This is a genomic window from Streptomyces sp. SAT1 (genome assembly GCF_001654495.1).
In the GTDB taxonomy this organism is placed as follows: domain Bacteria; phylum Actinomycetota; class Actinomycetes; order Streptomycetales; family Streptomycetaceae; genus Streptomyces; species Streptomyces andamanensis.
Genome location: NZ_CP015849.1, coordinates 6,019,148 through 6,042,956, shown reverse-complemented (window position 1 = coordinate 6,042,956; position 23,809 = coordinate 6,019,148). Strand labels below are relative to the sequence as shown.

16 protein-coding genes and 4 pseudogenes are annotated in these 23,809 nt (G+C 74.1%); 11 read left to right on the top strand and 9 right to left on the bottom strand.

Going from position 1 to position 23,809, the window contains the following annotated elements; genetic code table 11:
- The first annotated feature begins 26 nt into the window (after positions 1-26).
- Positions 27-1,160: an FAD-dependent monooxygenase gene (locus A8713_RS25875; RefSeq protein ID WP_064535949.1), complete on the top strand. Its 1,134-nt coding sequence runs from the start codon at positions 27-29 to the stop codon at positions 1,158-1,160.
- A 173-nt stretch (positions 1,161-1,333) separates the two neighbouring features.
- Here the strand turns inward: A8713_RS25875 and gcl are convergent, their stop codons facing one another.
- Positions 1,334-3,118 (bottom strand): glyoxylate carboligase, encoded by a 1,785-nt coding sequence (gene gcl, locus A8713_RS25870; protein ID WP_064535948.1) that lies wholly within the window; start codon positions 3,116-3,118, stop codon positions 1,334-1,336.
- Positions 3,119-3,800: 682 nt separating this feature from the next.
- Here gcl and A8713_RS34420 point away from each other — a divergent pair.
- The 4 genes and pseudogenes from A8713_RS34420 to A8713_RS25855 form a co-directional block, all read left to right on the top strand.
- Positions 3,801-5,282: pseudogene (locus tag A8713_RS34420) on the top strand (alkaline phosphatase family protein); the annotation flags it as partial.
- 75 nt (positions 5,283-5,357) lie between these two features.
- A pseudogene (locus A8713_RS34415) lies at positions 5,358-6,062 on the top strand (chitosanase); the annotation flags it as partial.
- A gap of 99 nt (positions 6,063-6,161) precedes the next feature.
- Positions 6,162-7,640: an MFS transporter gene (locus tag A8713_RS25860; protein WP_064535947.1), complete on the top strand. Its 1,479-nt coding sequence runs from the start codon at positions 6,162-6,164 to the stop codon at positions 7,638-7,640.
- A complete protein-coding gene (locus tag A8713_RS25855) occupies positions 7,637-8,626 on the top strand; it encodes a PD40 domain-containing protein (protein ID WP_064535946.1) in 990 nt (329 codons plus the stop codon). The genes A8713_RS25860 and A8713_RS25855 overlap by 4 nt, the downstream gene beginning before the upstream one ends.
- Here A8713_RS25855 and A8713_RS25850 read toward each other — a convergent pair.
- Together A8713_RS25850 and A8713_RS25845 are read right to left on the bottom strand one after the other, a co-directional pair.
- On the bottom strand, positions 8,586-10,259 hold the full coding sequence (locus A8713_RS25850) for an AMP-binding protein (protein ID WP_064535945.1): 1,674 nt from the start codon (positions 10,257-10,259) through the stop codon (positions 8,586-8,588). The genes A8713_RS25855 and A8713_RS25850 overlap by 41 nt on opposite strands.
- Positions 10,256-11,929: an AMP-binding protein gene (locus A8713_RS25845; RefSeq protein WP_064535944.1), complete on the bottom strand. Its 1,674-nt coding sequence runs from the start codon at positions 11,927-11,929 to the stop codon at positions 10,256-10,258. Before A8713_RS25845 ends, A8713_RS25850 begins: the two co-directional genes overlap by 4 nt.
- 134 nt (positions 11,930-12,063) lie before the next feature.
- On the opposite strand from A8713_RS25845, the gene A8713_RS25840 reads away from it, so the two are divergent.
- The 3 genes from A8713_RS25840 (at position 12,064) to A8713_RS25830 (ending at position 17,120) form a co-directional block, all read left to right on the top strand.
- Positions 12,064-12,909, top strand: coding sequence for a helix-turn-helix transcriptional regulator (locus A8713_RS25840; protein WP_064535943.1), 846 nt, complete (start codon positions 12,064-12,066; stop codon positions 12,907-12,909).
- 256 nt (positions 12,910-13,165) lie between these two features.
- Complete coding sequence (locus A8713_RS25835) at positions 13,166-16,009, top strand: ATP-binding protein (protein ID WP_064535942.1); 2,844 nt, start codon at positions 13,166-13,168, stop codon at positions 16,007-16,009.
- A gap of 310 nt (positions 16,010-16,319) precedes the next feature.
- The gene (locus A8713_RS25830) at positions 16,320-17,120 is read left to right on the top strand and encodes a S1 family peptidase (RefSeq protein WP_064535941.1); all 801 of its coding nucleotides are present in this window, start codon (positions 16,320-16,322) and stop codon (positions 17,118-17,120) included.
- 268 nt (positions 17,121-17,388) lie between these two features.
- On the opposite strand, the pseudogene A8713_RS34410 reads toward A8713_RS25830, so the two are convergent.
- The 3 genes and pseudogenes from A8713_RS34410 to A8713_RS25820 all read right to left on the bottom strand — a co-directional run.
- Positions 17,389-17,803: pseudogene (locus A8713_RS34410) on the bottom strand (DNA glycosylase AlkZ-like family protein); the annotation flags it as partial.
- 21 nt (positions 17,804-17,824) lie between these two features.
- Positions 17,825-17,992: pseudogene (locus A8713_RS34405) on the bottom strand (barstar family protein); the annotation flags it as partial.
- Positions 17,993-18,366: 374 nt separating this feature from the next.
- Positions 18,367-18,819 carry a TIGR03668 family PPOX class F420-dependent oxidoreductase gene (locus A8713_RS25820; RefSeq protein ID WP_064535939.1) on the bottom strand — a complete coding sequence of 151 codons (453 nt, stop codon included), beginning with the start codon at positions 18,817-18,819 and terminating at the stop codon, positions 18,367-18,369.
- A 116-nt stretch (positions 18,820-18,935) separates the two neighbouring features.
- Between A8713_RS25820 and A8713_RS25815 the strand changes: the two genes are divergently transcribed.
- The 3 genes from A8713_RS25815 (at position 18,936) to A8713_RS25805 (ending at position 21,138) form a co-directional block, all read left to right on the top strand.
- Positions 18,936-19,676 carry an MgtC/SapB family protein gene (locus A8713_RS25815; protein ID WP_064535938.1) on the top strand — a complete coding sequence of 247 codons (741 nt, stop codon included), beginning with the start codon at positions 18,936-18,938 and terminating at the stop codon, positions 19,674-19,676.
- Positions 19,677-19,840: 164 nt separating this feature from the next.
- Positions 19,841-20,761, top strand: coding sequence for a polysaccharide pyruvyl transferase family protein (locus A8713_RS25810; protein WP_064537715.1), 921 nt, complete (start codon positions 19,841-19,843; stop codon positions 20,759-20,761).
- Positions 20,762-20,826: 65 nt separating this feature from the next.
- Positions 20,827-21,138 carry a DUF3040 domain-containing protein gene (locus tag A8713_RS25805; RefSeq protein WP_018571585.1) on the top strand — a complete coding sequence of 104 codons (312 nt, stop codon included), beginning with the start codon at positions 20,827-20,829 and terminating at the stop codon, positions 21,136-21,138.
- A gap of 104 nt (positions 21,139-21,242) precedes the next feature.
- On the opposite strand, the gene A8713_RS25800 is transcribed toward A8713_RS25805, so the two are convergent.
- The 3 genes from A8713_RS25800 to A8713_RS25790 all read right to left on the bottom strand — a co-directional run bounded on the left by A8713_RS25800 (position 21,243) and on the right by A8713_RS25790 (position 23,773).
- Positions 21,243-21,935: an MmyB family transcriptional regulator gene (locus A8713_RS25800; protein ID WP_064535937.1), complete on the bottom strand. Its 693-nt coding sequence runs from the start codon at positions 21,933-21,935 to the stop codon at positions 21,243-21,245.
- Between the two features lie 69 nt (positions 21,936-22,004).
- Complete coding sequence (locus tag A8713_RS25795; protein ID WP_064535936.1) at positions 22,005-22,901, bottom strand: glycosyltransferase family 2 protein; 897 nt, start codon at positions 22,899-22,901, stop codon at positions 22,005-22,007.
- Positions 22,898-23,773, bottom strand: a complete 876-nt coding sequence (locus A8713_RS25790) for a glycosyltransferase family 2 protein (protein ID WP_064535935.1) — start codon at positions 23,771-23,773, stop codon at positions 22,898-22,900. Before A8713_RS25790 ends, A8713_RS25795 begins: the two co-directional genes overlap by 4 nt.
- Between the last annotated feature and the right edge of the window lie 36 nt (positions 23,774-23,809).

The window sequence follows — 23,809 nt, the reverse complement described above, 5'->3', positions numbered from 1 at the left end:
TCTTCCTCGTTCTGGAGACACCCGAGATGACGACACCCCTGCACGTGCTGATCCACGGTGGTGGCATCGGCGGACTCACTCTGGCCACGGCGCTGGCCCGGCGCGGTCACACCGTGGAGGTGGTCGAGGCCCGGCACGAACTGGACGCGCTCGGGGTCGGCATCATCCAGCCGTCCAACGCGCTGCACGCCATGGACGAGATCGGGGTGCTCGACGACTGCCTGCGGGCCGGCTTCGAGTGGGAGGTGCTCACCATCGCCGACCCGACGGGCACCACCCTGGCCGAGATACCGCAGCCGCGCATGGGCGACACCCCGTCCAACAACGGCATCCCGCGCCCGGCACTGGCCCGGGTGCTCGGCGCCGCGGCGACGGCGGCCGGCGCCACGATCCGCTTCTCGGCCACCATCACCGAACTCACCGACGACGGCGCGGGCGTCGACGTCACCCTGTCGGACGGCTCCTCGGGCCGCTGGGACCTGGTGGTCGGTTTCGACGGCATCGGCTCGCCGCTGCGCTCCCGGCTGTACGGCGACCGGTACACCCCGCAGTACACGGGGTTCGCCAACTGGCGGGTGACCGTGCCGCGGCTGCCCGAGGTGCGGGGTGTGGTGATGGGGGTCGCCGGGCAGGAGGCGAAGGCGCTGCTCACCCCGATCACGGACGAACTGATGTACCTGGGCGCGGTGTTCGCCGAGGCCGAGGACTTCCGGCCGGACCCGGAGCGCGCCCTGGAGCAGTTGCGGGAGCGGCTGGCCGCCTTCTCGGGCCCCGTGGCCCAGGCGCTCGCCTCGGTCACCGACCCCGCCGGTGTGGTCTACTCCCGCATCTCCCAGGTGACGGTCGAGGAGGCGTGGCACGTGGGCCGGGTCGTGCTGGCCGGTGACGCGGCGCACGCGAGCACCCCGCACCTGGCCCAGGGCGCGGCCATGGCGGTCGAGGACGCGGTGGTGCTGGCCCACGCGCTGGACGCCCAGGCCGATGTGCCCGGCGCGCTCAAGGCGTGGGAGGAGCGGCGCCGGCCCCGGGCCATGTGGGTGCAGGCGCTCTCGCGCGCGGTGCTCAAGCAGGAGATGGGCGCCGCGACGACGCCCGAGGAGGACGAGCTGCTGAAGGTGGGCGTCCCGGGCGCCGCGCACGTCCTGGTCAAGCCCTACTGACCGGCCCGGCCGGGTACGACCGACGGCCCGCCGCCCCGCACGGGCGCGGCGGGCCGTCGCCGTCTCACGCGGACCCTTCGGCACCGCCCGGACGTCGCCCGGCTCGACGGCCGTGCTCAGACCTTCAGCGGCTCGACGGCGTGCTCAGACCCTCAGTGGCTTGAGGGCCGTGCTCAGACCTTCAGCGGCTTGAGGGCCGTGGGCGCGTGCTGCGGCTCGGTGGCCAGTTCCTCGAACTCCACGACGTTGCTGATGTCGTTGGTGCCCGACATGGAGATGTTGGTGACGCGCTCCAGGATCGCCTCGACGACGACCGGCACCCGGTGCTCGGCGGCGAGCTTCTTGGCCTCCTCGAAAGCGGCGCCCAGTTCGTTCGGGTCGGTGACCCGGATCGCCTTGCAGCCCAGGCCCTCGGCGACCCGGACGTGGTCGACGCCGTAGACGCCCAGCTCGGGAGCGTTGATGTTCTCGAACTCCAGCTTGACCTGGAAGTCGATGTCGAACGCCCGCTGCGCCTGCCGGATCAGGCCCAGGTAGGAGTTGTTCACCAGGACGTGGATGTAGGGGATCTTGTGCTGCGCGCCCACGGCCAGTTCCTCCAGCATGAACTGGAAGTCGTAGTCGCCGGAGAGGGCCACGACCGGGGACTCCGGGTCGGCCTTGGCGACGCCGAGGGCGGCCGGGACGGTCCAGCCGAGCGGTCCGGCCTGACCGCAGTTGATCCAGTGCCGCGGCCGGTAGACGTGCAGCATCTGGGCGCCGGCGATCTGGGAGAGGCCGATGGTGGAGACGTAGCGCGTCTCCGGGCCGAAGGCCTTGTTCATCTCCTCGTAGACGCGCTGCGGCTTGATCGGGATGTCGTCGAAGTGCGTACGGCGCTGGAGGGTGGCCTTGCGCTCCTGCGCGGCGGCGGCCCAGGCGGAGCGGTCGGGCAGCCTGCCGGCCGCCTTCAGCTCCCGGGCCACCTCGACGAACAGCTTCAGCGCGGCCTTGGCGTCGGAGGCGATGCCGTAGTCCGGGGCGAAGATCTTGCCGATCTGGGTCGGTTCGACGTCGACGTGGACGAAGGTGCGCCCGGCGGTGTAGACGTCGAGCTTGCCGGTGTGGCGGTTGGCCCAGCGGTTGCCGATGCCGAGGACGAAGTCGGACTCCAGGAAGGTCGAGTTGCCGTAGCGGTGCGAGGTCTGGAGGCCGACCATGCCGGCGTTCAGCTCGTGGTCGTCGGGGAGGATGCCCCAGCCCATCAGGGTCGGCACGACCGGGGTGCCGGTCAGCTCGGCGAACTCGACCAGGAGGTCGGCGGCGTCGGCGTTGATGATTCCGCCGCCGGCCACGATCAGCGGCCGTTCGGAGGCGGTCAGCATGCCGATCGCCTTCTCGATCTGGGCGCGGCTGGCGGCCGGCTTGTAGACGGGCAGCGGCTCGTAGGTGTCCGGGTCGAACTCGATCTCGGTGAGCTGGACGTCGATCGGCAGGTCGATGAGGACCGGGCCGGGGCGGCCGGAGCGCATCAGGTGGAACGCCTGCTGGAAGACGCCCGGGACCTGGGCGGCCTCCAGGACGGTGACGGCCATCTTGGTCACCGGCTTGGCGATGGAGGCGATGTCGACGGCCTGGAAGTCCTCCTTGTGGATCACCGCGGTCGGGGCCTGGCCCGTGATGCACAGGATCGGGATGGAGTCCCCGATGGCCGAGTAGAGGCCGGTGATCATGTCGGTGCCGGCCGGTCCCGAGGTGCCGATGCAGACGCCGATGTTGCCCGGGTGGGTGCGGGTGTAGCCCTCGGCCATGTGCGAGGCGCCCTCGACATGGCGGGCGAGGGTGTGGCCGATGCCTCCGGAGGCCTTGAGCGCCGCGTAGAAGGGGTTGATCGCCGCGCCCGGCACACCGAACGCGTCCGTGACGCCCTCGCGCTTGAGGATCTCAACTGCCGCGCGGGCAGCGGTCATTCGAGCCATCGAGTACTCCTGCTTCGGCTGTCTTCTGCTGTCTCGGCTGCCGGATTCGCACTCCGTCGCGCCCCGCGGTGAGCTTCTTCCGTACTTCCGTATAGCGGAAAGTAGTTTCTACGATCTGGAAGCAATGTAAGCGGGCGCCCGAGAGGCGTCAAGGGAGGAGGGAGCGGACCGGCCGCGGCAGGGCAGGCGTGAGCGCCCGCCGGGCGGCTGCCCGGCGGGGCCGAGGCGCGCGGACGCGCGCGAAGAGAAGAGAAGAAGAGGAGAGGGGAAGAGAAGAAGAGAGGAGGGGGGAGGAGGGAAGAGGGAGGGGAGGCGGGAGGAGGCGAGGACGGCGCGGAACAGGGCGGCGCGGTGCGGTGCGTCGTGGTGCGGGGCAGGCCGGGGCGACGGTCGCCACGCGCCCGGCCTGCCCGTTCTCCCGCCCCCACACGGCGGGATCCACGGTCGGGCCCGGAGGGTTCCGGGTGTCAGGAAACTTTCCTAACAGAAGAGGGATACTGAAACCGGACCCGCCCCGTCAAGGGATACGACCGGATGCCCACGGGATCCGCCGGGACCGTTGACAGGCGCGCGCCACAGGGCGTACCTATTCCGTCGGCGGCCTGGCGCGGACGTTCCGAACCCGACGCGCTCACCCGTCCGCACCCGTGCGGACAGTGGTGCCCCGGCCGTCCGCGGTCCCATGCCGCTTTCCTTGCCTGTTGCTGCACGCGCACGTCCCGCGACGCACCCCCACACCGCGCCGCACCGGACCCCGGCCTGCCGCAAGTCGCCCAGGCGCTGCTCACCTCTGTTGTCCGGGGGCCCCTCGCCCCTCCTCAAGGAGATCAGCATGACGCCTACCCCACCCCTGAGGCCGCCCGTGCGCCCCGGCCGCCGTGCCCGGCGCACCGCCGTCGCGGCCGGCACGAGCATGGCGCTGGCCCTGCTCGGCCTGACCGCCGCGGCCGGCGCCCCCAGCGCGCAGGCCGAACCGTCCGCAGCGTCCGCCGCCGTGCCCGCGACGTTCACCGCGAGCGGTGTCCCCAAGCTCGACCACGTCGTGGTGGTCATGGAGGAGAACAAGTTCTACGAGGACGTGATCGGCAGCTCCCAGGCGCCGTACATCAACTCCCTGGCCAAGCAGGGCGCTTCGTTCTCCGACTTCCACGGCGTCGTCCACCCCAGCCAGGGCAACTACGTGGCGCTCTTCTCGGGTTCCACGCACGGCATCAAGGACGACGACTGCCCGCACGACTACTCCTCCGACAACCTCGGCAACCAACTCCTCACCCACGGCAAGACGTTCGTGGGCTACTCCGAGGACCTGCCGTCCGACGGGTCGAAGGACTGCGGTGACGACGGCGACAGCGGCTACGCGCGCAAGCACAACGGCTGGGTCGACTTCAAGAACGTCCCGGCCTCCTCCAACCTGCGCATGAGCCGCTTCCCCTCGGACTACAGCAAGCTGCCCGACGTCTCGTTCGTGACGCCGAACCTCACCAACGACATGCACGACGGCACCGTGCGCGAGGGCGACGACTGGCTGCGCAAGAACCTGGACGGGTATGTCCAGTGGGCCAGGACACACAACAGCGCGCTGGTGCTGACCTGGGACGAGGACGACAGCGACGACGACGTCAACCACATCCCGACGCTGGTGGTCGGCGCCCATGTCAAGCAGGGCTACAAGGGCAAGAGCCGCGGCGACCTCTACTCGCTGCTGCGCACCCTGGAGGACATGCACGGGCTGCCCGCGCTGGGCGAGGCGGCCTCGCGCCAGCCGCTCACCGACATCTGGGACGGCGGCGGCAGCACCCCGCCCGGCTCCTCGGACGACCTGGCGCTGAACCGGCCCACCAAGACCTCCTCCACCGAGAGCACCTCCTACTCGGGCGCCAAGGCGGTGGACGGTGATCCGGCCACCCGCTGGGCCAGCAAGGAGGGTTCGGACCCGCAGTGGATCCAGGTGGACCTGGGCGCGGACACCGACATCAACCGGGTGAAGCTCACCTGGGAGGACGCCTACGCCAAGGCGTACACGGTGCAGACCTCGAAGGACGGCTCCTCCTGGTCGACGGTGTACTCCACGACCAGCGGCGACGGCGGCACCGACGACCTCACGGTCAGCGGGAACGGCCGGTACGTGCGCGTGAACGGCACCAAGCGCGGTACGTCGTACGGGTATTCGCTGTACGGCTTCGAGGTGTACGGCAAGGCGGGCTCCTCCACCACGCCGCCGGTGGAGTCCGGGGCCGACCTGACCGACCCGGCCAAGAAGGAGATCGCGATGGAGCTGGTCTCCAGCGCGGAGAACTCCTCCCTGGACTGGAAGGCCCAGTACACCTACATCGAGGACATCGACGACGGCCGCGGCTACACCGGGGGCATCGTCGGCTTCTGCTCGGGCACCGGCGACATGCTCGACCTGGTCGAGCACTACACCGACCTGAAGCCGGACAACGCGCTGGCGAAGTACCTGCCCGCGCTGCGCAAGGTCAACGGCAGCGACTCGCACTCCGGTCTGGGCTCGGCGTTCGTCTCGGCCTGGCACACCGCGGCCAAGGACGCCGTGTTCCGGCAGGCGCAGGACGACGAGCGCGACCGGGTCTACTTCGACCCGGCCGTCCGGCAGGCCAAGGCCGACGGGCTCCAGGCGCTGGGCCAGTTCGCGTACTACGACGCGATCGTGATGCACGGTCCCGGCGACGACGCGACCAGCTTCGGCGGCATCCGGGCGACCGCGCTGCGGCACGCCAAGCCGCCGTCCCAGGGCGGTGACGAGACGGCGTACCTGAACGCGTTCCTGGACGCGCGGGTGGCCGCGATGAAGACCGAGGAGGCGCACAGCGACACCAGCAGGGTCGACACCGAGCAGCGTGTCTTCCTCAAGGCCGGCAACCTCCGGCTGAACCCGCCGCTGAAGTGGAAGGTCTACGGCGACCCGTACGAGATCGACGGCTGACCCGACCGCACGCCCCGGGCCCGCCGGCCGCCGCGCCGGCGGGCCCCTGTCCGGGCGACACCCCCCACGACGGGACAGGCACGAGAGGACACGTCAGCCATGTACATCTCATCGAGCCGGGCGACCGCGACCCCCCGCTCCCCCCGAACCGGCACCGACCCCGACACGACCACCGCCACCACCGCCGCAGGTCCGGAAGGACCGGCCGGACCGGGAGCACCGGCGGAACCGGGGGCCCCGCCGAAGGCCGCGGCCCGGACCCGCGCCACCGCCCGGGTCTCCCCCAATGTGCTCGCGCTCGGCTCGGTCAGCCTGGTCACCGACATCTCCTCCGAGATGATCACCGCGGTGCTGCCCATGTACGTCATCTTCACCCTGGGCCTCAGCCCCCTCCAGTTCGGCGCGCTCAACGGCATGTACGTCGGGGTGACCGCGCTGGTGCGGGTGGCCGGCGGGCACGCGGCCGACCGCTGGCAGCGCCGCAAACTGGTCGCGGGCGGCGGCTACGCGCTCTCCGCGGTGTGCAAACTGGGCCTGCTGGCGGCGGGTTCCTCGGTGCCGGTGCTCGGTGCCGTGATCGCCGCCGACCGCACCGGCAAGGGCCTGCGCACCGGCCCGCGCGACGCGCTGATCTCGCTGAGCAGCACCCCGCAGGCCCTGGGCCGCTCCTTCGGCGTGCACCGGGCGCTGGACACCGTGGGCGCCTTCCTCGGTCCGCTGGTGGCCTTCGCGCTGCTGCTGGCCACGCCCGGCCGCTACGACACCGTGTTCGTGGTGAGCTTCGGCATCGCCGCGCTCGGTGTGCTGATGCTGGTCCTGCTGGTCCGCGAGCGGCGCACCCCGGCATCCGCCGGAGCTCCCGCCGAACGGGCGGGCCTGCGCGATGTGCTGGCGCTGCTGCGCCATCGCGCCTATCTGCGGGTGGGCCTGGCCGCGGTGCTCCTGTCCGCGGTGGTCATCGGCGACTCGTTCGTCTATCTGCTCCTCCAGGAGCGGCTGGGCGTGCCCGAGCAGTACTTCCCGCTGCTGCCGCTCGGCACGGCGGGCGGCTATCTGCTGCTCGCGGTGCCCATGGGCCGGCTGGCCGACCGGGTGGGCCGGCTGCGGGTGTTCGCGGCCGGTCATGTCGCGCTGCTGGCGGGCTGTCTGCTGCTGTTCCTGCCGTGGGGCGGGATCGCGCCGATCGTCGCGGTGCTGGCCCTGCACGGCGTGTTCTACGCCTCGACGGACGGGGTGCTGATGGCCGCGGTCGGCCCGATGGTGCCCGAGCGGCTGCGGGCGGGCGGCCTGTCCCTGATCCAGACCGCCCAGTCGGTGGCCGCGCTGGCCGCCTCGGTGCTGTTCGGGGCCTGCTGGTCGCTGTGGGGACTGCGCACCGCGCTGGCCGCGGCGCTGGTCGCCCTGGCCGTGGCGAGCGCGCTCGCGGTGTGGATCCTGCCCTGGCGCACCGAGCGGCGAGGTCTTGACGGGGCGGCCGGGACGGACAGGGCGGCCGGGAACACCGAGGCCACCGGCACCGGCACCGGCACCGAGGCCGCGGCCAGGGGCCGGGAGAACAGCGAGGGGAACGCCGAGTGAGCGGCAGGGCAAGGCTGTTGACGGTCGTCGCGGCCGTCCTGCTGGTGGTGGGCGCCAGCACCGGATATGTGTGGCACGTACGCGGCGGTACGAAGGCGGACACCGGGAGCGGGACCGTCCGGCTGGACGCGCGGGGGCGGATCCTGTTCCGCGACACCGCCCCGGGGTCCGGGTTCGGCAAGGTGGCGACCGTACCGCTGGACCGGCCCGGTGCCGCCCGCACGGTCGGCGGCACCCGCTGCGACCGGGTCTACGCGGCCCGGGGCACCGGGGTGTGCCTCCAGCGCACCGGCCCGGTGCCGGGCACCTATGTCACGGTGCTGGACCGCGAGCTGAACCGAGTCCGCCGGGTGCGCACCGAGGGCTTCCCCAACCGGGCCCGGGTCTCCGGGGACGGCCGGATGCTGTCGTGGACGATGTTCGTGCGCGGTGACTCCTATCTGCGCGACGACTTCTCCACCCGCACCGGCATCCTGGACACCCGGACCGGCAGGCTGACCGGGAACATCGAGCGGATCCCGCTCACCCTGGACGGCCGTCCCTACGAGGCCGCCGACGTCAACTACTGGGGCGTGACGTTCGCGTCCGACGACAACACCTTCTACGCCACGGTGCGCACCGCGGGCCGCACCTATCTGGTCCGCGGCGACTACCGCGCGTGGACGGCGCGCACCCTGCGGCAGAACGCCGAGTGCCCGTCGCTGTCGCCGGACGGGACGCGTCTGGTGTTCAAGAAGCGGGTCAGCGCGGGCAGCGGGCGGCCGTGGCGGCTGTACTCGCTGGACCTGGCGACCATGCGGGAGACACCGCTGGCCGAGGCGCGCAGCGTGGACGACCAGGCGGCCTGGCTGGACGGGCACACCGTGATGTACGGGCTGCCCCGCCACGGCGGCGGCTGGGACGTGTGGTCCGTCCCGGCCGACGGGAGCGGGGCGCCGCGGCTGCTCATCCGAGACGCGAGTTCTCCGGCGGTGCTGCCGCGATGACGGCGCCGGCCGCGGCGGTGGTGGCGGCACCGCCGTGGTCGGCGCGCAGTTCGACCTTGCGCACCTTGCCGGACACCGTCATCGGGAAGGACTCCAGGACGCTCAGCCGGCTGGGCACCTTGTAGTGCGCGAGCCGGCCCCGGCAGAAGGACCGCACCTCCTCCAGGGTCGGCGGGTCGGCCGCGTCGAGCGGGATCACACAGGCCAGGACCTCCTCGCCGTACTCCTCGTGCGGTACGCCGACGACCTGGACGTCGCGGATCTTCGGGTGGCCGTACAGGAACTCCTCGATCTCGCGCGGGTAGATGTTCTCGCCGCCGCGGATGATCATGTCCTTGATGCGGCCGACGATCTCCACATAGCCGTCCTCGCGCATCACGGCGAGGTCGCCGGTGTGCATCCAGCGGCCGGGGTCGACGACCTCGTCGGTGCGCACCGGGTCCTCCCAGTAGCCGAGCATCACGCTGTAGCCGCGGGTGCACAGCTCGCCGGCCGTGCCGCGCGGCACGGTGGCCCCGGACGGGTCGACGACCTTGACCTCCAGGTGCGGCAGCACCCGGCCGACGGTGGCGGTGCGGTGTTCGAGGTCGTCGTCGGCGCGGGTCTGCAGGGACACCGGGGAGGTCTCGGTCATGCCGTAGCAGATGGACACCTCGGCCATGTGCATCTCGGCGACCACCCGCTTCATCACCTCCACCGGGCAGGGGGAGCCCGCCATGATGCCGGTGCGCAGGGTGGACAGGTCGAAGGAGGCGAAGCCGGGGAGGTTCAGCTCGGCGATGAACATGGTCGGGACGCCGTAGAGCGAGGTGCAGCGCTCGCGCTGGACCGCCTCCAGGGTGGCCTCCGCGTCGAAGGACGGGGCGGGGACGACGATGCACGCGCCGTGCGAGGTGGCCGCCAGGTTGCCCATCACCATGCCGAAGCAGTGGTAGAAGGGCACCGGGACGCAGATCCGGTCCCGCTCGCTGTAGTTGACCAGCTCCCCCACGAAGTAGCCGTTGTTGAGGATGTTGTGGTGGGAGAGGGTGGCGCCCTTGGGGAAGCCGGTGGTGCCCGAGGTGTACTGGATGTTGATGGGGTCGTCGCAGGACAACTCGGCCGCGCGCTCGTCGAGTTCGTCCGCGTGCTCGGTTGTGCCGCGGGCGATCAGCTCGTCCCAGGACGGGTCGCCGATGTAGACGGTACGGGTCAGCCGGGGGCAGGAGCCGCGCACTTCCTCGACCATCGCCCGGTAGTCGCTGCTCTTGTACCGCAGCGAGGCGAAGAGCAGGGAGACGCCCGCCTGCTTCAGGACGTACTCGACCTCGTGGGTGCGGTAGGCCGGGTTGATGTTGACCATGACGGCGCCGATCCGGGCGGTGGCGTACTGGACGAGCATCCACTCGGCGCAGTTGACGGCCCAGATGCCCACCCGGTCGCCCTTGGCGACACCGGTGGCCAGCAGCGCGAGCGCCAGCCGGTCGACGTCGGCGGCGAACTCGGCGTAGGTCCAGCGCCGCCCGGAGGGGACGTCGACCAGGGCCTCCCGCTCGGGCCAGGCGGCGACGGCCCGGTCCAGGTTCTCGCCGATGGTGTCGCCGAGCAGGGCCGTGCCGCCGGTCCCGTGGCTGTACGACAGTGCGGAAGTCACCGGAAGTCCTCCTCGCGGTACTCGTGGTCGGAGCCCTGGGCCGTGGCCTCGCGCAGTTCGATCCGGCGGATCTTGCCGGAGACCGTCTTGGGCAGGTCCCCGAACTCCAGGCGGCGCAGCCGCTTGTAGGGGGCGAGGACCTTGCGGGAGTGCTCGAAGAGCACCCTGGCGGTGTCCGGGCCCGGCTCCCAGCCCTCGGCCAGCACCACGTACGCCTTGGGCACGGCCAGGCGCACCTCGTCGGGGGCGGGCACCACGGCCGCCTCCGCCACCGCCTCGTGCTCCAGCAGGGCGCTCTCCAGCTCGAACGGGCTGATCTTGTAGTCGGACGCCTTGAAGACGTCGTCGGAGCGGCCGATGTAGGTCAGATAGCCGTCCGCGTCGCGGGAGGCCACGTCCCCGGTGCGGTAGTAGCCGCCGGCCATGGACGCGGCGGTGAGGTCGGCGTCGCCGTGGTAGCCGGCCATCAGGCCGACCGGGCGGGCGGACAGGTCGAGCGCGATCTCGCCCTCGGCGGCGCCGGGCGCCCCGGAGACCGGGTCGAGCAGTTCGACGCGGAAACCGGGGCTGGGCCGCCCCATGGAACCCGTCTTCAGCACCTGGCCGGGGCTGTTGGAGACCTGCACGGCCGTCTCGGTCTGCCCGAACCCGTCCCGGACGGTGACGCCCCAGGCCCGCCTGACCTGCTCGATGACCTCCGGGTTGAGCGGTTCGCCGGCCGCGGCGACCTCGCGCGGCGGGGTGGCGAGACGGCCCAGGTCGGCCTGGATCAGCATGCGCCACACGGTCGGCGGGGCGCAGAAGGTGGTGACGCCGACGCGGTCCATCTCGGACATCAGCCGGCCCGCGTCGAAGCGCGTGTAGTTGTGGATGAAGACGGTCGCCTCGGCGTTCCACGGCGCGAACAGGTTGGACCAGGCGTGCTTGGCCCAGCCGGGCGAGGAGATGTTCAGATGCACGTCGCCGGGTTTCAGGCCGATCCAGTACATGGTCGCCAGATGCCCGATCGGGTACGAGGTGTGGGTGTGCTCGACCAGCTTGGGGCGGGCGGTGGTGCCCGAGGTGAAGTAGAGCATCAGCGGGTCGTCGGCGAGGGTCGGGCCGTCCGGCAGGAACCCGGCCGGTGACGCGTACGCGTCCTCGTACGGCTCCCAGCCCTCCTCGGGCAGCCCGCCGACCGCGATCCGGGTGTAGGCGCCGGGCACCTCGGCGAACTTGGCGGTGTCCTCGGCGCGCGCGATCACATGCCGGACCCGGCCGCGCTCGACGCGGTCGCGCAGGTCGGCGGGGCCGAGCAGCGGGGTGGCCGGGATGACGACCGCGCGCAGCTTCATCGCGGCGAGCGCGGTCTCCCACAGCTCGGCCTGGTTGCCCAGCATCACCAGGATCCGGTCCTCGGCGCCCACGCCCCGCGCGCGCAGCCGGTTCGCGACCCGGTCGGAGCGCTCGGACAGCTCGGCGAAGGAGAGCCGGACCTCGGTGCCGTCCTCCTCGGCGATGTGCAGGGCGGTGCGGTCGTTGCCCTCGGCGATGACGTCGAACCAGTCCAGCGCCCAGTTGAACTGCTGGGGCCGGGGCCACTCGAAGCCGGCGCAGGCCGTGGTGTAGTCCTCACGGTGCGCCAGCAGGAAGTCCCGTGCCCCGCGGAAGGTCTCCGTCGCCGTCGTCATCTGTCCTCCATGTGCGGTCCAGCATCCGGACCATTGCCGTGCGGCTCGGCTCCATCGTGTAATCCGTGATGCAGGTCTCACTACCCCCGAACGGGGGTGTGGTGGGCGCGGGACCGTGACGAAGGGGCGAGCGGGTGACGGCGGACGGGTCCGGGGCGGCGGAGATCCGGGGTGCGCTGGTACGGCTGCGGCATGCGACGGGCCTTCCGGTCGCCTTCGGCGGCCTGGTCGAGCCGGGCCGGCCACGGGTGCGCATCAGCGAGCTGACGGGGACCTCGACGCTCGCGCTCAGCGCGCTCGCGGTGGTCTCGGGCAACGGTCTCGGCGGGCGGGCGGTGGCGCTGGCCCGCCCGTGCGCGGTGACGGACTACTCGCTGTCCCGGCAGATCAGCCACGAGTACGACGGGCCGGTGGCCGCCGAGGGCCTGCGGTCGATCCTGGCGGTGCCGGTGGTGGTGCGGCGCCGGGTGCGGGGCGTGCTGTACGGCGCCCTGCGCACGGCCCATCCGCTGGGCGACCGCACGCTGAGCGCGGCGGTGGCGGCGGCCCGGGACGTGGAACAGGCGCTGGTGGTGCGCGAGGAGGCGCAGGGCCTGCTGGCCGCCGCCGCGCCGGAGCCGGGGGCCGGGACCGGGACCGGGGAGAGCGGGGCCGTCTGGGAGCAGGTCCGCGAGGCGCACGCGGCGCTGCGCGCCCTGGCCCCGCGGATCGGCGACCCCGCCCTGCGCGCCGAACTGCTGGCGGCGTGCGGGCTGCTGACCGTGGCGGAGGAGCCGGAGTCCGGGGTGCGGCTGGCGCCCCGGGAGGTCGACGTGCTCGCCTGCGTGGCCGCCGGCGCGACCAACGCCGGCGCCGCCGCCCGGCTGGGCCTGGGCGCCGAGACGGTGAAGGGCTATCTCCGCTCGGCCATGCGCAAACTGGGCGCGCACACCCGTGGCGAGGCGGTCGCCGCGGCCCGCCGGGCGGGGGTGCTGCCGTAGCCCGCGGGCGCCGCGGCGGGCGGAGAGCGGTGGCCCGCGAGCGCCGCGGCGGGCGGAAATGCGCGGCACCGGGAGTACCGTCGGTCAGATGGTCGCGGTACGGTCGAGGGACCGTGCGGAGGGCAAGCGTATTCCATCGGCACGGCCCCGAATTACGCCGTGCCACCGCCGCTGTTATTTCCCTCACCACCCCGGCAGTCCGGAATTCACCGGCTCGATGCCTAGAATTTGGCCCGGACACGACACGAGGGGAGCGGTGACCGTGCGACGGGACTCCAAGGACCCTGCGGGCTGCCGCTCCGACCTGGTCATCGGCCGGGCCGAACCGTCCGCCGCCGCCCGTGAGCAGCTCGGACGCGGCGGGAGTGTGCTGCTGCACGGACCGGCCGGAATAGGAAAGTCGACGGTGCTGCGGGCATTGGCGGCGGAATACTCCGCCGCGGCCCGCACCGTTCTGCGCTGCTCCGCCACCGAGTCCGAATCCCATCTGCCGTTCCTGGCCCTGGCCGATCTCTTTGGTCTGGTCCTTCCGGAGGTGGCCGGGGAACTGCCCGCGGCCCAGCGCACCGCACTGGAGTCGGCGCTCACCGGACGCGGCGAGTCCACCCTCCAGCGCGACGGGCTCGCGCTGCGCCTGGCCGTGCTCTCCACCCTGCGCGCGCTCGCCGCGCGCGGCCCGGTCCTGATCGTCGCCGACGACCTCCAGTGGCTGGATCCGGCCAGCGCGGAACTTCTCGGGTTCGCCGCCCGCCGGCTGGGCGGCACCCCCGTACGCATGCTGTGCGCGGTGCGCACCGAGGACCAGGACTACGCCCGCCAGCTGCGCGCCTGCCCGCCCGACACGCTCTCCGTGCGGCTGGGCCCGCTCTCCCGCGCCCAGGTCTCCGCGCTGCTCGACCACCGCGGCTACACCGGACTGCCCCGCTCCACCGTCCGTGAGATCCACCGCACGAGCGGCGGCAACCCGCTGTTCGCGCTGGAGCTGGGCCGGGCGCTCGCCGAGAGCCCGGCCTCACCCCGGCCCGGCGAGCCGCTGCCGGTGCCGACCTCGCTGCGCGCCCTGGTGCTCAGCCGGCTGGAGATGCTGTCCGAGGAGGCCCGCCGCACCCTCCTGGTGGCCAGCGCCGGCGCCCGGCCCACCCCGGCGCTGCTGCACGCGGCCGGCCGGGAGAACGCCGAGGCCGAGTGCGCCCAGGCCGCCGGGCTCGGGCTGCTGGCCACCGAACCGGAGGGCCCCGCCGTACGGTTCGCGCATCCGCTGATCTCCGCCGCGCTGTACGCCGAGGCGCCCGCGCAGGAGCGGCGGGCCGTGCACGCGGCGCTGTCCACCGCGGCCTCCGACCCGATCGAACGCGCCCGCCATCTGGCCCTGGCCACCACCGGCACCGACCCGGACGTGGCCGCCCGGCTGGCCGAGGCCGCCGCGCTGGCCCGCGACCGCGGCGCCCCCTCGGTGGCCGCCTCGCTCGGGCTGCTCGCCGCCCGGCACACCCCGGCCGACGGTGAACCTGGCCCCGACGAACGGCGGTTGGGGGCCGCCGAGGACGCCATCACGGCCGGCGAGGTGGACCTCGCCCGGGACATCGCCCGGGAGGTGCTGACCCGGGCCGCCGTGCCCGCCCAGCGGGTGCGGGCGTGGATGGTGGTGGTCGAGGCCGCCGGGCAGGCCCTCGGGGACGTGGACGCGGTCTTCCCGCAGGCGCTCGCCGACGCCGGCGACGACCCCGGGCTGCTCGCCCAGGTCCACTACCAGCTCGCCTGGCGGGCCCTGGTCGTCGAGGGCGACTTCGCCGAGGCCCGCCAGGAGGCCGCGCACGCGGCCGAACTGGCCGCGCGCGGCCGGGACCGGCGCACGGAACTGATGGCGCTGGCCTTCCAGGCGTCCACCGAGACCCTGATGGGCCATCCCGACGCCGCGGAGACCATCGCCCGCGCCACCCAGGAGCCCCAGGACCCCTATGTGGCCTGCCACCACAACGGCGTCGGCTCCGCCCGCTACCGCTGGCTGCTGATGAGCGACCGGCTCACCGAGGCGCGGGCCACCATCACCGCGCTGCTCGGCGAGGTGCGGCGGCGCGGCATGGTGGAGAGCGAGGTGCACTACCTGCGGCTGCTCGCCGAGACCGAACTGCGCGCCGGGCACTGCGGGCGCGCCCTGGACCTGGCCCGCGAGAGCCTGCGGCTGGCCCGGGACACCGGGATCGGCGAGGGCGCCTCCGCCATGCTGGCCTGCTTCGCCGAGGCGTCCGGCGGGGACACCGAACGGGCGCTGGGCCTGGCCCGGGACGCGGTCAGGCTCGCCGAGGAGGACGGCGACCAGATGTACCTCTCGCGCGCGCTGGCGGCCCTCGGTTACGCCCAGTTCGTCGCGGGCGACGCGCGGGCGTGCGCGGCGACGCTGCGCCGGGTGCGGGAGCTGGAGCAGGGCCTCGGCATCACCGACCCGGCAAGGGGCCGCTGGCACGGCGACCTGGCGGAGGCGCTGGTGCTCGCCGGCGAGCCGGAGGAGGCCCAGCAGGTCATCGACACGGCCCGCGCCCACGCGCTGCGGCTGGGCCGCGAGAGCGTGCTCGCCGTCCTGGACCGGGCGGAGGCGCTGGTCCGCGCGGCCCACGGCGAGAGCGAGGCGGCCGTGGCCCGGCTGACGTCCGCGCAGGACCGGCTGGCCAAGCTGGGCAACGGCCTGGAGGAGGCGCGGGCCGCCTTCGCGCTCGCCGGGCTGCACACCGTCCCGCGCGCTCCCGGCGCCGCCCGCGCACCGGACGCCGCGGCCCCGGGCCCCGCCGCGTACGACGAGGCGGCGCGCCTGTTCCGGCGCTGCCGCGCCCGGCCGTGGCTGCGCCGGGTGGACGCCGCCGCCTCCGCCCGCCCGGCCCGGCCGGAGCCCGAGGCGGTGCCGCCGGTGCTGGACGGGCTGGCCTCGATGGAGCGTCAGGTCGCCTCCCTCGTCATGGAGGGCGCGACCAACCGGGAGATCGCCGGGCGGCTGTTCATCAGCGTCAAGACGGTGGAGGCGACGCTGACCCGGGTCTACCGCAAGCTCGGCATCCGTTCGCGCGTCGACATCGTCCGTTTGGCGGCAGGCCGGCGCGCGAAGTGAGCGCCGCCCGGGTTGACTGACCGGGTGGAACACAGTGCGGGTGACCGCAGTCACCAGTGCGGGGCGGACCGCCCGGACGCCCCCGGCGCGCGCGGGCGTCCGCGCCGGGCCGGCCCGCGGGGCGGGGACATCGAGGGTTTTCCCTGTGCGGGCGGGCTAGGGGGTTCCCTCATTGGGGCCGGGCGGGACGGGCCCTAGCGTGAAGGACGTGCCGCTCGCCCGGACCCGCGGGAGTCCGGACCGGGTCCCTCGGCCCGCTCGGTCCCCCGCACCTGTGCGACCCCCCACCGGCCAGCCCACGAGGAGACGCATGTTCGGCCTCACCCGCGCCCGACCCAGGCGACTGGGACGCACCGCCGCCGCGCTGTCGGCCGGCGTCGCCACCGCGCTGCTCACCGCGCCCGGAGCGGCCGCCGCCGTACCGGAGTCCGTCGTCGGCGGCACACCGACCACGACCTCGGCGTACCCCTTCGTCATGCAGGTCACGGACGCGGCCGGCAAGCAGTTCTGCGGAGGCACGCTGGTGGCGGCCAGGAAGGTGGTCACCGCGGCGCACTGCGTGGCCGGGGAGAGCGCGGGCGGGGTGCGGGTGGTCGGGGGCCGCACGAACCTGCACGGCAGCGACGGCAGGGTCGGCAAGGTCAGCGGCATCTGGGTCGACCCGGACTTCACGGACGCCGCGAGCGGTTCCGACGTGGCCGTGCTGACGCTGGCGGCGGCGATGCCGTACACCCCGGCGCCGTACGTCTCCGCCGCGGACACCTCGGTGTACGCGGCCGGCAGCACCGGACGGGTGCTGGGCTGGGGCACGACCGCCGAAGGCGGCGGTGCCTCCGAGCAGTTGCGGACGGCGACCGTCCCGGTGATGTCCGACACCGGGTGCGCGGACGCCTACGGCTCCGACTTCGTCGCGAGCGACATGGTTTGCGCCGGGTACGACTCCGGCGGCACAGACACCTGCCAGGGCGACAGCGGCGGTCCCCTGCTAGTCGGGGGCGTCCTGGCAGGGATCACTTCATGGGGCGACGGCTGCGCCCAGGCGGGCCGGCCGGGTGTCTACACCCGGCTGGCCACGTTCTCGGACCTGGTCACGGCGCAGCTCGGCTCCTGAGGTCTCCCGGGGCGGTGTCCCCGGGGTGCGACCAGGGGGCGCTGCGGGCCTCCACGAGCGGCCCGCAGCGCCCCCTCTCCAACGCCCGGCACCCGCGGCCCGGCCTCGCATCACGTCCGGACGGCGGCACGGAACCGGACGTCGTACGCCTCCCCCGGGGGCGGCCGGCGTGCAGCCGCTCGCCGCCCTCCTCCGCCCCGGCCTGACGCTGGGCGCGGGTCGGTTCGCCGGACGGCTCGACGACGAGGAGTTCGGTGCCGTGACCGTCGCCGAACCGGTGCTCGGCGGTGGTCAGGGCGACCTGGCCGCCACGGCCCCACAGCCCGCGCGGGGTGGGCGAGCCGGGCGAGGTCGACGCCGGTGAGTCCCTCGTGGAACTGGGCCGGTTCGCGGGTGCGGGCGCTCTGCACGAGGGCGCGAAGGGCCAGGCAGTCGGCGGCGGTGTGGATGTCCAGGGTCGACCGCGGGGTGACGATGCGGGCCACGGCCCGGTCGACCATCAGCCCGGCCAGATGCGGCACGAAGCCGTCCAGGCGGGCGGCCGGCGCGTAATACGGCGGCCGGACGTTCTGCGTCTGGAGCCCGACGAGCTGGCCGACGGCGGCTTCGGCGGGCAACGGCGAGCGGCGCGGCGGCAGTTGGCGGGTGAAAGTCGCGCGAGCGTCCGTGTACGCGTCTCCCAGTGCGGCGCGGGAGGCGGCGAGGTCGTGCCAGCGCACGCGCAGGGGGCGGTCGCTGTTCCGGCGCAGGGAGCGCAGGCAGTCGTGGAGCGCGTCGAGGTTGGAACCGAAGTAGCCGCCCGGCCCGTTGACCGCTTCTCCGAGGGCGCAGTAGAAGGATTCCTTGGTGCTGAGGGCAGAGCCGTCGAGCACGGCCGTCTCGGTGGTGCCGTACCGCGTGGCGCGGCGGCCGGAGGTGAACCAGGCCGTCTGCACCACGTGCAGCCAGCTTCCGTGCGTCCGGGCCGGCCTGCGGGCCCACTCGCCGGGTCCGGCCGGACCGCCCTCGGCCCACAGCGGCCAGATCCGGCCCGCGTCGGGGTACTCGCAGGTGTGGCCGAGGAAGTCCCAGTCGGCGCCGGGTCGTTCACCGGCGCCGGAGGAGGGGTCCGGCGGCACGGGCGACGCCCGGCCGATGACGTACTCACCGACCGCGCTGCCGTCCCGGCCGACCACCTCCAGCCGCGCGTCCTCGGTCCGGGCAGCGGACCGGGTCCGGACGGCGGCCCGGCGGCCGGCGGCGGTGTTCAGAGTGTCCGGCCCGTCCAGCCCGTCCAGCCCGTCCAGCGCCGGACGGTGATCTCGACGACCGCGCCGTCCGGTGGCTGGGCCGCGTACTGCGGGTAGGTGTGCCGCAGGAGTTCCAGCGCGCCCAGGCGCGGGACTGACGTGGCGTCGGGTTTGTCCGGTGGCAGGATGCGGGCGTGGCCGTCGGCGCGGGCCCACCACAGCCGGGTCCAGTCCTCGTCGTAGGCGTCGGCGAGCAGGCACACGGCCGGGTGGGCGGCGATGTTGCGCAGGCGTCGCAGGGCGGTGGTGGTCTTCGGCTTGTGGTCGACCGCCGTCACGATCGTGTCGCCGCGCACGGCGAACACCACCGGCACCAGGTGCGGGCGGCCGTCCGGGCCGACCGTGGCCAGGTGCGCCACCCGTGCGGCCGCGAACCGCCGCCGGGCCTCTCGCGCGTCCAGACGTGGCACGTCGGGGCCTCCTTCACCGCCGGGTGAGCGCGTCCCGCCTCCGGGTACCCCCTCGGAGCCGTACGGGGCGGACAATGAGGTCCGTACGCCGAGGTGAGGGCGACGAAGGGAGACGCATGCCGGGGCTCGCGGTTCCGCTGTGGGACGTGGCCAATGGACAGGGACTGCGCCAGCTCGCCGAGCTGGGGCTCGCGCTGCTGCTGTCGAGCCTGATCGGCTGGGAGCGGGAGGCGCACCAGAAGAGCGCGGGGCTGCGCACCCACACCCTGGTCGGGGTCGCCAGCGCGCTGATGATGGAGGTGTCGCAGCACGGGTTCACCAATGTGCTGGGCCTGGACCACGTGTCCTTCGACCCGTCCCGGGTGGCGGCCCAGATCGTCTCCGGCATCGGCTTCATCGGTGGCGGCCTGATCTTCGTACGGCGGGACGCGGTGCGCGGGCTGACGACCGCCGCCACCATCTGGCTGACCTGTGCCGTGGGCATGGCCTGCGGGGGCGGTCTGCCGATCCTGGCGCTGGCCACGACGGTGCTGCACTTCCTGGTGGTGCGCGGCTATCCCCGGCTCTCCGGCCGGCTCACCCGCCGCGGCGTGCCCGGCACGGTGGAGGTGCGGCTGACGTATCTGACGGGCCGGGCGCTGCTGCCGCGGCTGATGGAGCGGTGCACCGGCCGGGGCTTTCGCATCCTGGAGTTCAAGGCCGACCGGCTGCCCGGCCGCACCGACGCCGCCGCCCGGGTGCTGCTGCGCCTGGAGGGCACCGCCGACACCGGGCTGCTGGCGTCCGAGCTGTTCCAGGAGGACGGCGTCGTCGACGTGGAGCTGGACCTCGGCGCGGAGGACGAGCAGGACGCTTAGCTCCCCCCCGCTCCCCTGCTCCCCCGCTCTCTCCCCCCGGTCGCCGGTGCGTGCATGGCGCCGGGCCGGGCGGGCACCCGGGGCGCACTGTGCACCAAGAACGACAGCGCCAGGAACGACAGCGCCAGGAACGCCGGGACCGGGAACAGCACGGCTCGCGCACGCTGCTCACCGGCTGGTTCAGCTTCCCGGACGGGGAGGCGACCGCCGGGGACGTGCTCGCGCTGCGCCGCGTGGAGGACGTGCTGCGCCGGGCGGGCGTGGCCTACGACGTCGCCTGGAGCCCCGGATTCCGGCCGGGCGCGCTGCACCTGGCCGATCTGTCGCCCGCGCGCTACGGACATCTGGTGTTCGTGTGCGGTCCGCTGCACGGGCCGCAGGTGGCCCGGCTGCACCGGCGGTTCGCGCACTGTGTGCGGATCGCCGTGGGCACCTCGGTGCCCGACCCCGGCAGCGAGGCCGTCACCGGCTTCCACCGGGTGCTGGCCCGGGACGCCCCGGGCGCCGGGCCCCTACCGGACCTGGCGGCCTCGGCGCCCGCGCTCCCGGCCCGGCCGGTGGTCGGGGTGATCCTCACGCACGGGCAGCACGAGTACGGCGCGGCCCGGCGGCACGGCGCGGTCGCCGCGGCGGTGACGGGCTGGCTGCACGGCAAGGACTGCGCGCGCCTGGAACTGGAGACCCGGCTCGACGCGCACGACTGGCGGCTGTGCGCCACCCCCGCGCAGCTGGAGTCCGTGCTGCGGCGCCTCGACCTCGTCGTCACCGACCGGCTGCACGGGCTGGTGCTCGCGCTGCGCGCGGGTACACCGGCGCTGGCGGTGGACCCGGTCGCCGGGGGTGCGAAGGTGAGCGCCCAGGCGCGGGCCTGCGGCTGGCCGGCGCTGGTGGCGGCCGAGCGCCTGGAGTCGGCCGGCGCGGTGGAGCTGGAGCGCTGGTGGGGCTGGTGCCTGACGTCGGGGCGGGTGGCAGCGCGGCAGGCGCGGGACGAGTTCGCGGCGGGCGCGGGCCCGGACGGGGCCGAGGAGCTGCCCGCGCTGCTGGGGGCGCGGGAGCGGGGCCCGCGGCGGGCCCGTCACGGTTAGCCGCAGGACCGCGCGGGCACCCGGAACGGGACGCGGCAGGCAGCTCGGTCCCCGTAGGAGCAACAGTGTCGACATACCGACTTCCCGATCACGAGCAGCGGATCCTGGACGAGATAGAACGCGCTCTGAGCCGTGACCGCAGACTGGCCCGGCGGCTGAGCGCCACGCACCGGCGCCGTGGCCCCGACCCGGCCCGGGTGGCGGCCTACGCGCCGCGGCCCGTGACCGTGATCGCGCTGCTCGCGGTGGCCGTGGCCCTCCTCGCGGCCGGGGTCGCCACCGGCGAGCCGGGGGTGATCTGGGCGTTCGCCGCGGTGTGGCCGGCCGCGCTGTTCGCGGCCCTGCGCCTGTGGTGCCATCGGGCGCGGATACGCTGACCGGCGCCGCACCGGATTCGTCCCGCACCCGATACGTCCCGCACCCGATACGTCCCGCGCCGGATACGTCCCGCGCCGCGCCCGGCAGGTCCGGCCGGGCGATCTCAGGACGCGGTGGCCCTCGCCCCGGTCGTCAGCAGGCGCAGTGCCTCGTGGGACGGGCTGCCGGGCTCCGCGGTGAGCACCATCAGGCGCTGGCCCGAGTCGTCCGGGCTGTTCCAGGTGTCGCAGTCGAGCGTGAGGTCCCCGGCCACGGGGTGCCGGTACTGCTTGGTGCCGTGGCTGGAGGTGGTGACGCGGCGTTCGGTCCACCAGGCGCGGAAGTCGGGGTCCGCGGCGGAGAGTTCGGCGACGAGCCGCCCGAGGCCGGGGTCGTCGGGGCCGGCCGCGCCGCCCATGCGCAGGGCGGCGACGGTGTCGTGCGCGTCGTGCCGCCACTCGCGGTGCATCCCGCGCACCACCGGGTCGGTGAACATCAGGCGCACATAGTTGCGCTGGTCCCGCGGTATCTCCGCGAAGTCGGTGTAGAGGGCCACCGCCGCCGCGTTCCAGGCCAGGACGTCCAGATGCCTGCCCAGGACGATCGCCGGGGCACCGGGGAGCTGGGCGAGCAGGCGCCGCAACGCGGGCCGTACGCGCTGGGCAGGGCGCCGCCGGTCCAGGCGGGCGTCGGTCTTGCCCGCCGGCTTGTACAGGTACGTCTCCTGGTCCTCGTCCAGGCGCAGCGCGCGGGCCGGCACGGCCCGGCGGGCCTTGAGGAAGGCCCCGAGTTCGCGGGGGTCGGCTGCCGTGTTCACGGCTCCATTGTCACCCGGTGCGCGGGCGGCGCCCGGCCGACCGCGCCCCGGCCGCGCTCCGGTGCGCGGTCAGCCGGTGTAGCGGCGGGCCTTCGACCGGCGCTGGCTCTCCTCCAGGAGGCGCAGCCCGTCCTCCACCTGCGGCGGCAGCACCCGCCGCTCGCGCAGCACCCACGGCAGGGCACCGGCCGCCTCGGCGAAGGCACGCAGCGACGCGGTGTCGCGCGGCACCGTGCGCGCCAGATGGGCGGTACGGCGCAGCGCGGGACCGAGCGGGCGGCGCAGCCAGGTGAACCACAGGGTGTTGCGGATGCCGTCCCGGCGGCGGCGCGTGGGGTCCCGTACCTCGGAGGGCTGGTGATGGATCGTCAGCTTCTCGGCGTACGTCAGCCACCAGCCGTCCGCCGCCAGGTCGGCGGCCAGCAGTTCCTCCTCGCCGCCGAGCCACAGCCGCGGGTGGAAGCCGCCGGCCCGGCGGAACGCGTCGGTGCGCAGGACGGTCGCCGCCGCGAGGAAGGAGCCCAGCGCCGGGCCGGGCAGCCAGCGGGGGCCGGGCACGGGCGAGTTGCGCAGTTCCTCGACGATCGGGTCCTCGGTGCCGTCCGGCTCGACGACGATGCGGGCGGTGACCGCGCCGAGCGCGGCGTGCCGGTCGAGCAGGTCGGCGGCGCCGGCCAGCGCGCCGGGCGCCCACCAGGAGTCGTCGTCGCAGAAGGCCACGTAGGGGGTGCGGACCCGGCGCACGGCCAGGTTGCGGCCCACCGCGCCGAGGTTGCGGCCGGGGCGCAGCAGCAGGACGCGCGGATGGTGGCGGGCCACGGCGGCGGAGGTGCCGTCGGTGGAGCCGTTGTCGGTGACGATCACCGCGGGCCGCTCGGGGAGTTCGGCGAGGCGGTCCAGGGTGCGCAGGAGTTCGTCGCGGCGGTTGTGGGTGATGACCACGACGGTGGTGCGCGGGTCGGTCACGGGGTGCCTCCCCGGTCCTGGTCCAGTTCCCGTACGGCGCGTTCGACGTACGGGGGAAGGGGGTGCCGGGCGCGCAGGGCGCGGGGCAGGCGGTGCAGCGCCTCGCGCAGGGCGCGGCGGGCGTCCGGGTCGTGGCGGGCGTCGGCGGCCAGGGCGCGGGTGCGGGCGAGGGCGTGCGGCAGCGGGCGGCGCAGCCAGGCGGTGAGGAGTTCGTTGCGGCGTACCAGGGCCCCGCGGCCGGTGCGCGGGCCGGACGCCGGGTGGTGGTGGGCGACCACCTCGGGGCAGTGGGTGACGCCCCAGCCGCGGGCGGCGAGGTCGTAGGCGAGCAGGGTCTCCTCGCCGCCGAAGAACAGCAGCGGGTGGAAGCCGCCCGCGTCGAGGTAGGCGGTGCGGCGGGTGACGGCGGCGCAGGCGAGGAAGCCGAGCACCTGGGTGCCGGGCAGGTCGGTGGCACGGCCGAGCGGCGAGTCGGCGAGCACCTTGTCCAGCGGGTCGGGTTCGTCCTCGGGACCGACGAGGGTGCGGGCGGCGAGCAGGCCGAGCCGGGAATGGCGCTCCAGCAGGCGTACGGCCTCGGCGAGCGCGCCCGGTTCCCACCAGGAGTCGTCGTCGCTGAAGGCCACGTAGGGCGTGTGCAGGGCGCGGACGCCGTGGGTGCGGGCGCAGGCGCCCCGGTTGGACGGCAGGGCCAGGACGCGGACCTGTGGGAAGTCGCGGGCCAGGCGGGCGCGGGTGTCGTCGGTGGAGGCGTTGTCGGCGACCACGATCTCGGGGTGTTCGGGCAGGTCGAGCAGGTGGCGCAGGGTCACGGCGAGGCCGGCCGAGCGGTTGCGGGTGGCGATGACCACGCCGACGGGTGCGTGTTCCATGTCCGGGTCGTCCTTCGGTCGTCCTGCGGGTGTCCT

Coding starts and splice junctions, on each gene's coding strand:
- A8713_RS25875 (WP_064535949.1), top strand. CDS start 27: ATGACGACACCCCTGCACGTGCTGATCCACGGTGGTGGCATCGGCGGA.
- gcl (WP_064535948.1), bottom strand. CDS start 3,118: ATGGCTCGAATGACCGCTGCCCGCGCGGCAGTTGAGATCCTCAAGCGC.
- A8713_RS25860 (WP_064535947.1), top strand. CDS start 6,162: ATGTACATCTCATCGAGCCGGGCGACCGCGACCCCCCGCTCCCCCCGA.
- A8713_RS25845 (WP_064535944.1), bottom strand. CDS start 11,929: ATGACGACGGCGACGGAGACCTTCCGCGGGGCACGGGACTTCCTGCTG.
- A8713_RS25830 (WP_064535941.1), top strand. CDS start 16,320: ATGTTCGGCCTCACCCGCGCCCGACCCAGGCGACTGGGACGCACCGCC.
- A8713_RS25815 (WP_064535938.1), top strand. CDS start 18,936: ATGCCGGGGCTCGCGGTTCCGCTGTGGGACGTGGCCAATGGACAGGGA.
- A8713_RS25790 (WP_064535935.1), bottom strand. CDS start 23,773: ATGGAACACGCACCCGTCGGCGTGGTCATCGCCACCCGCAACCGCTCG.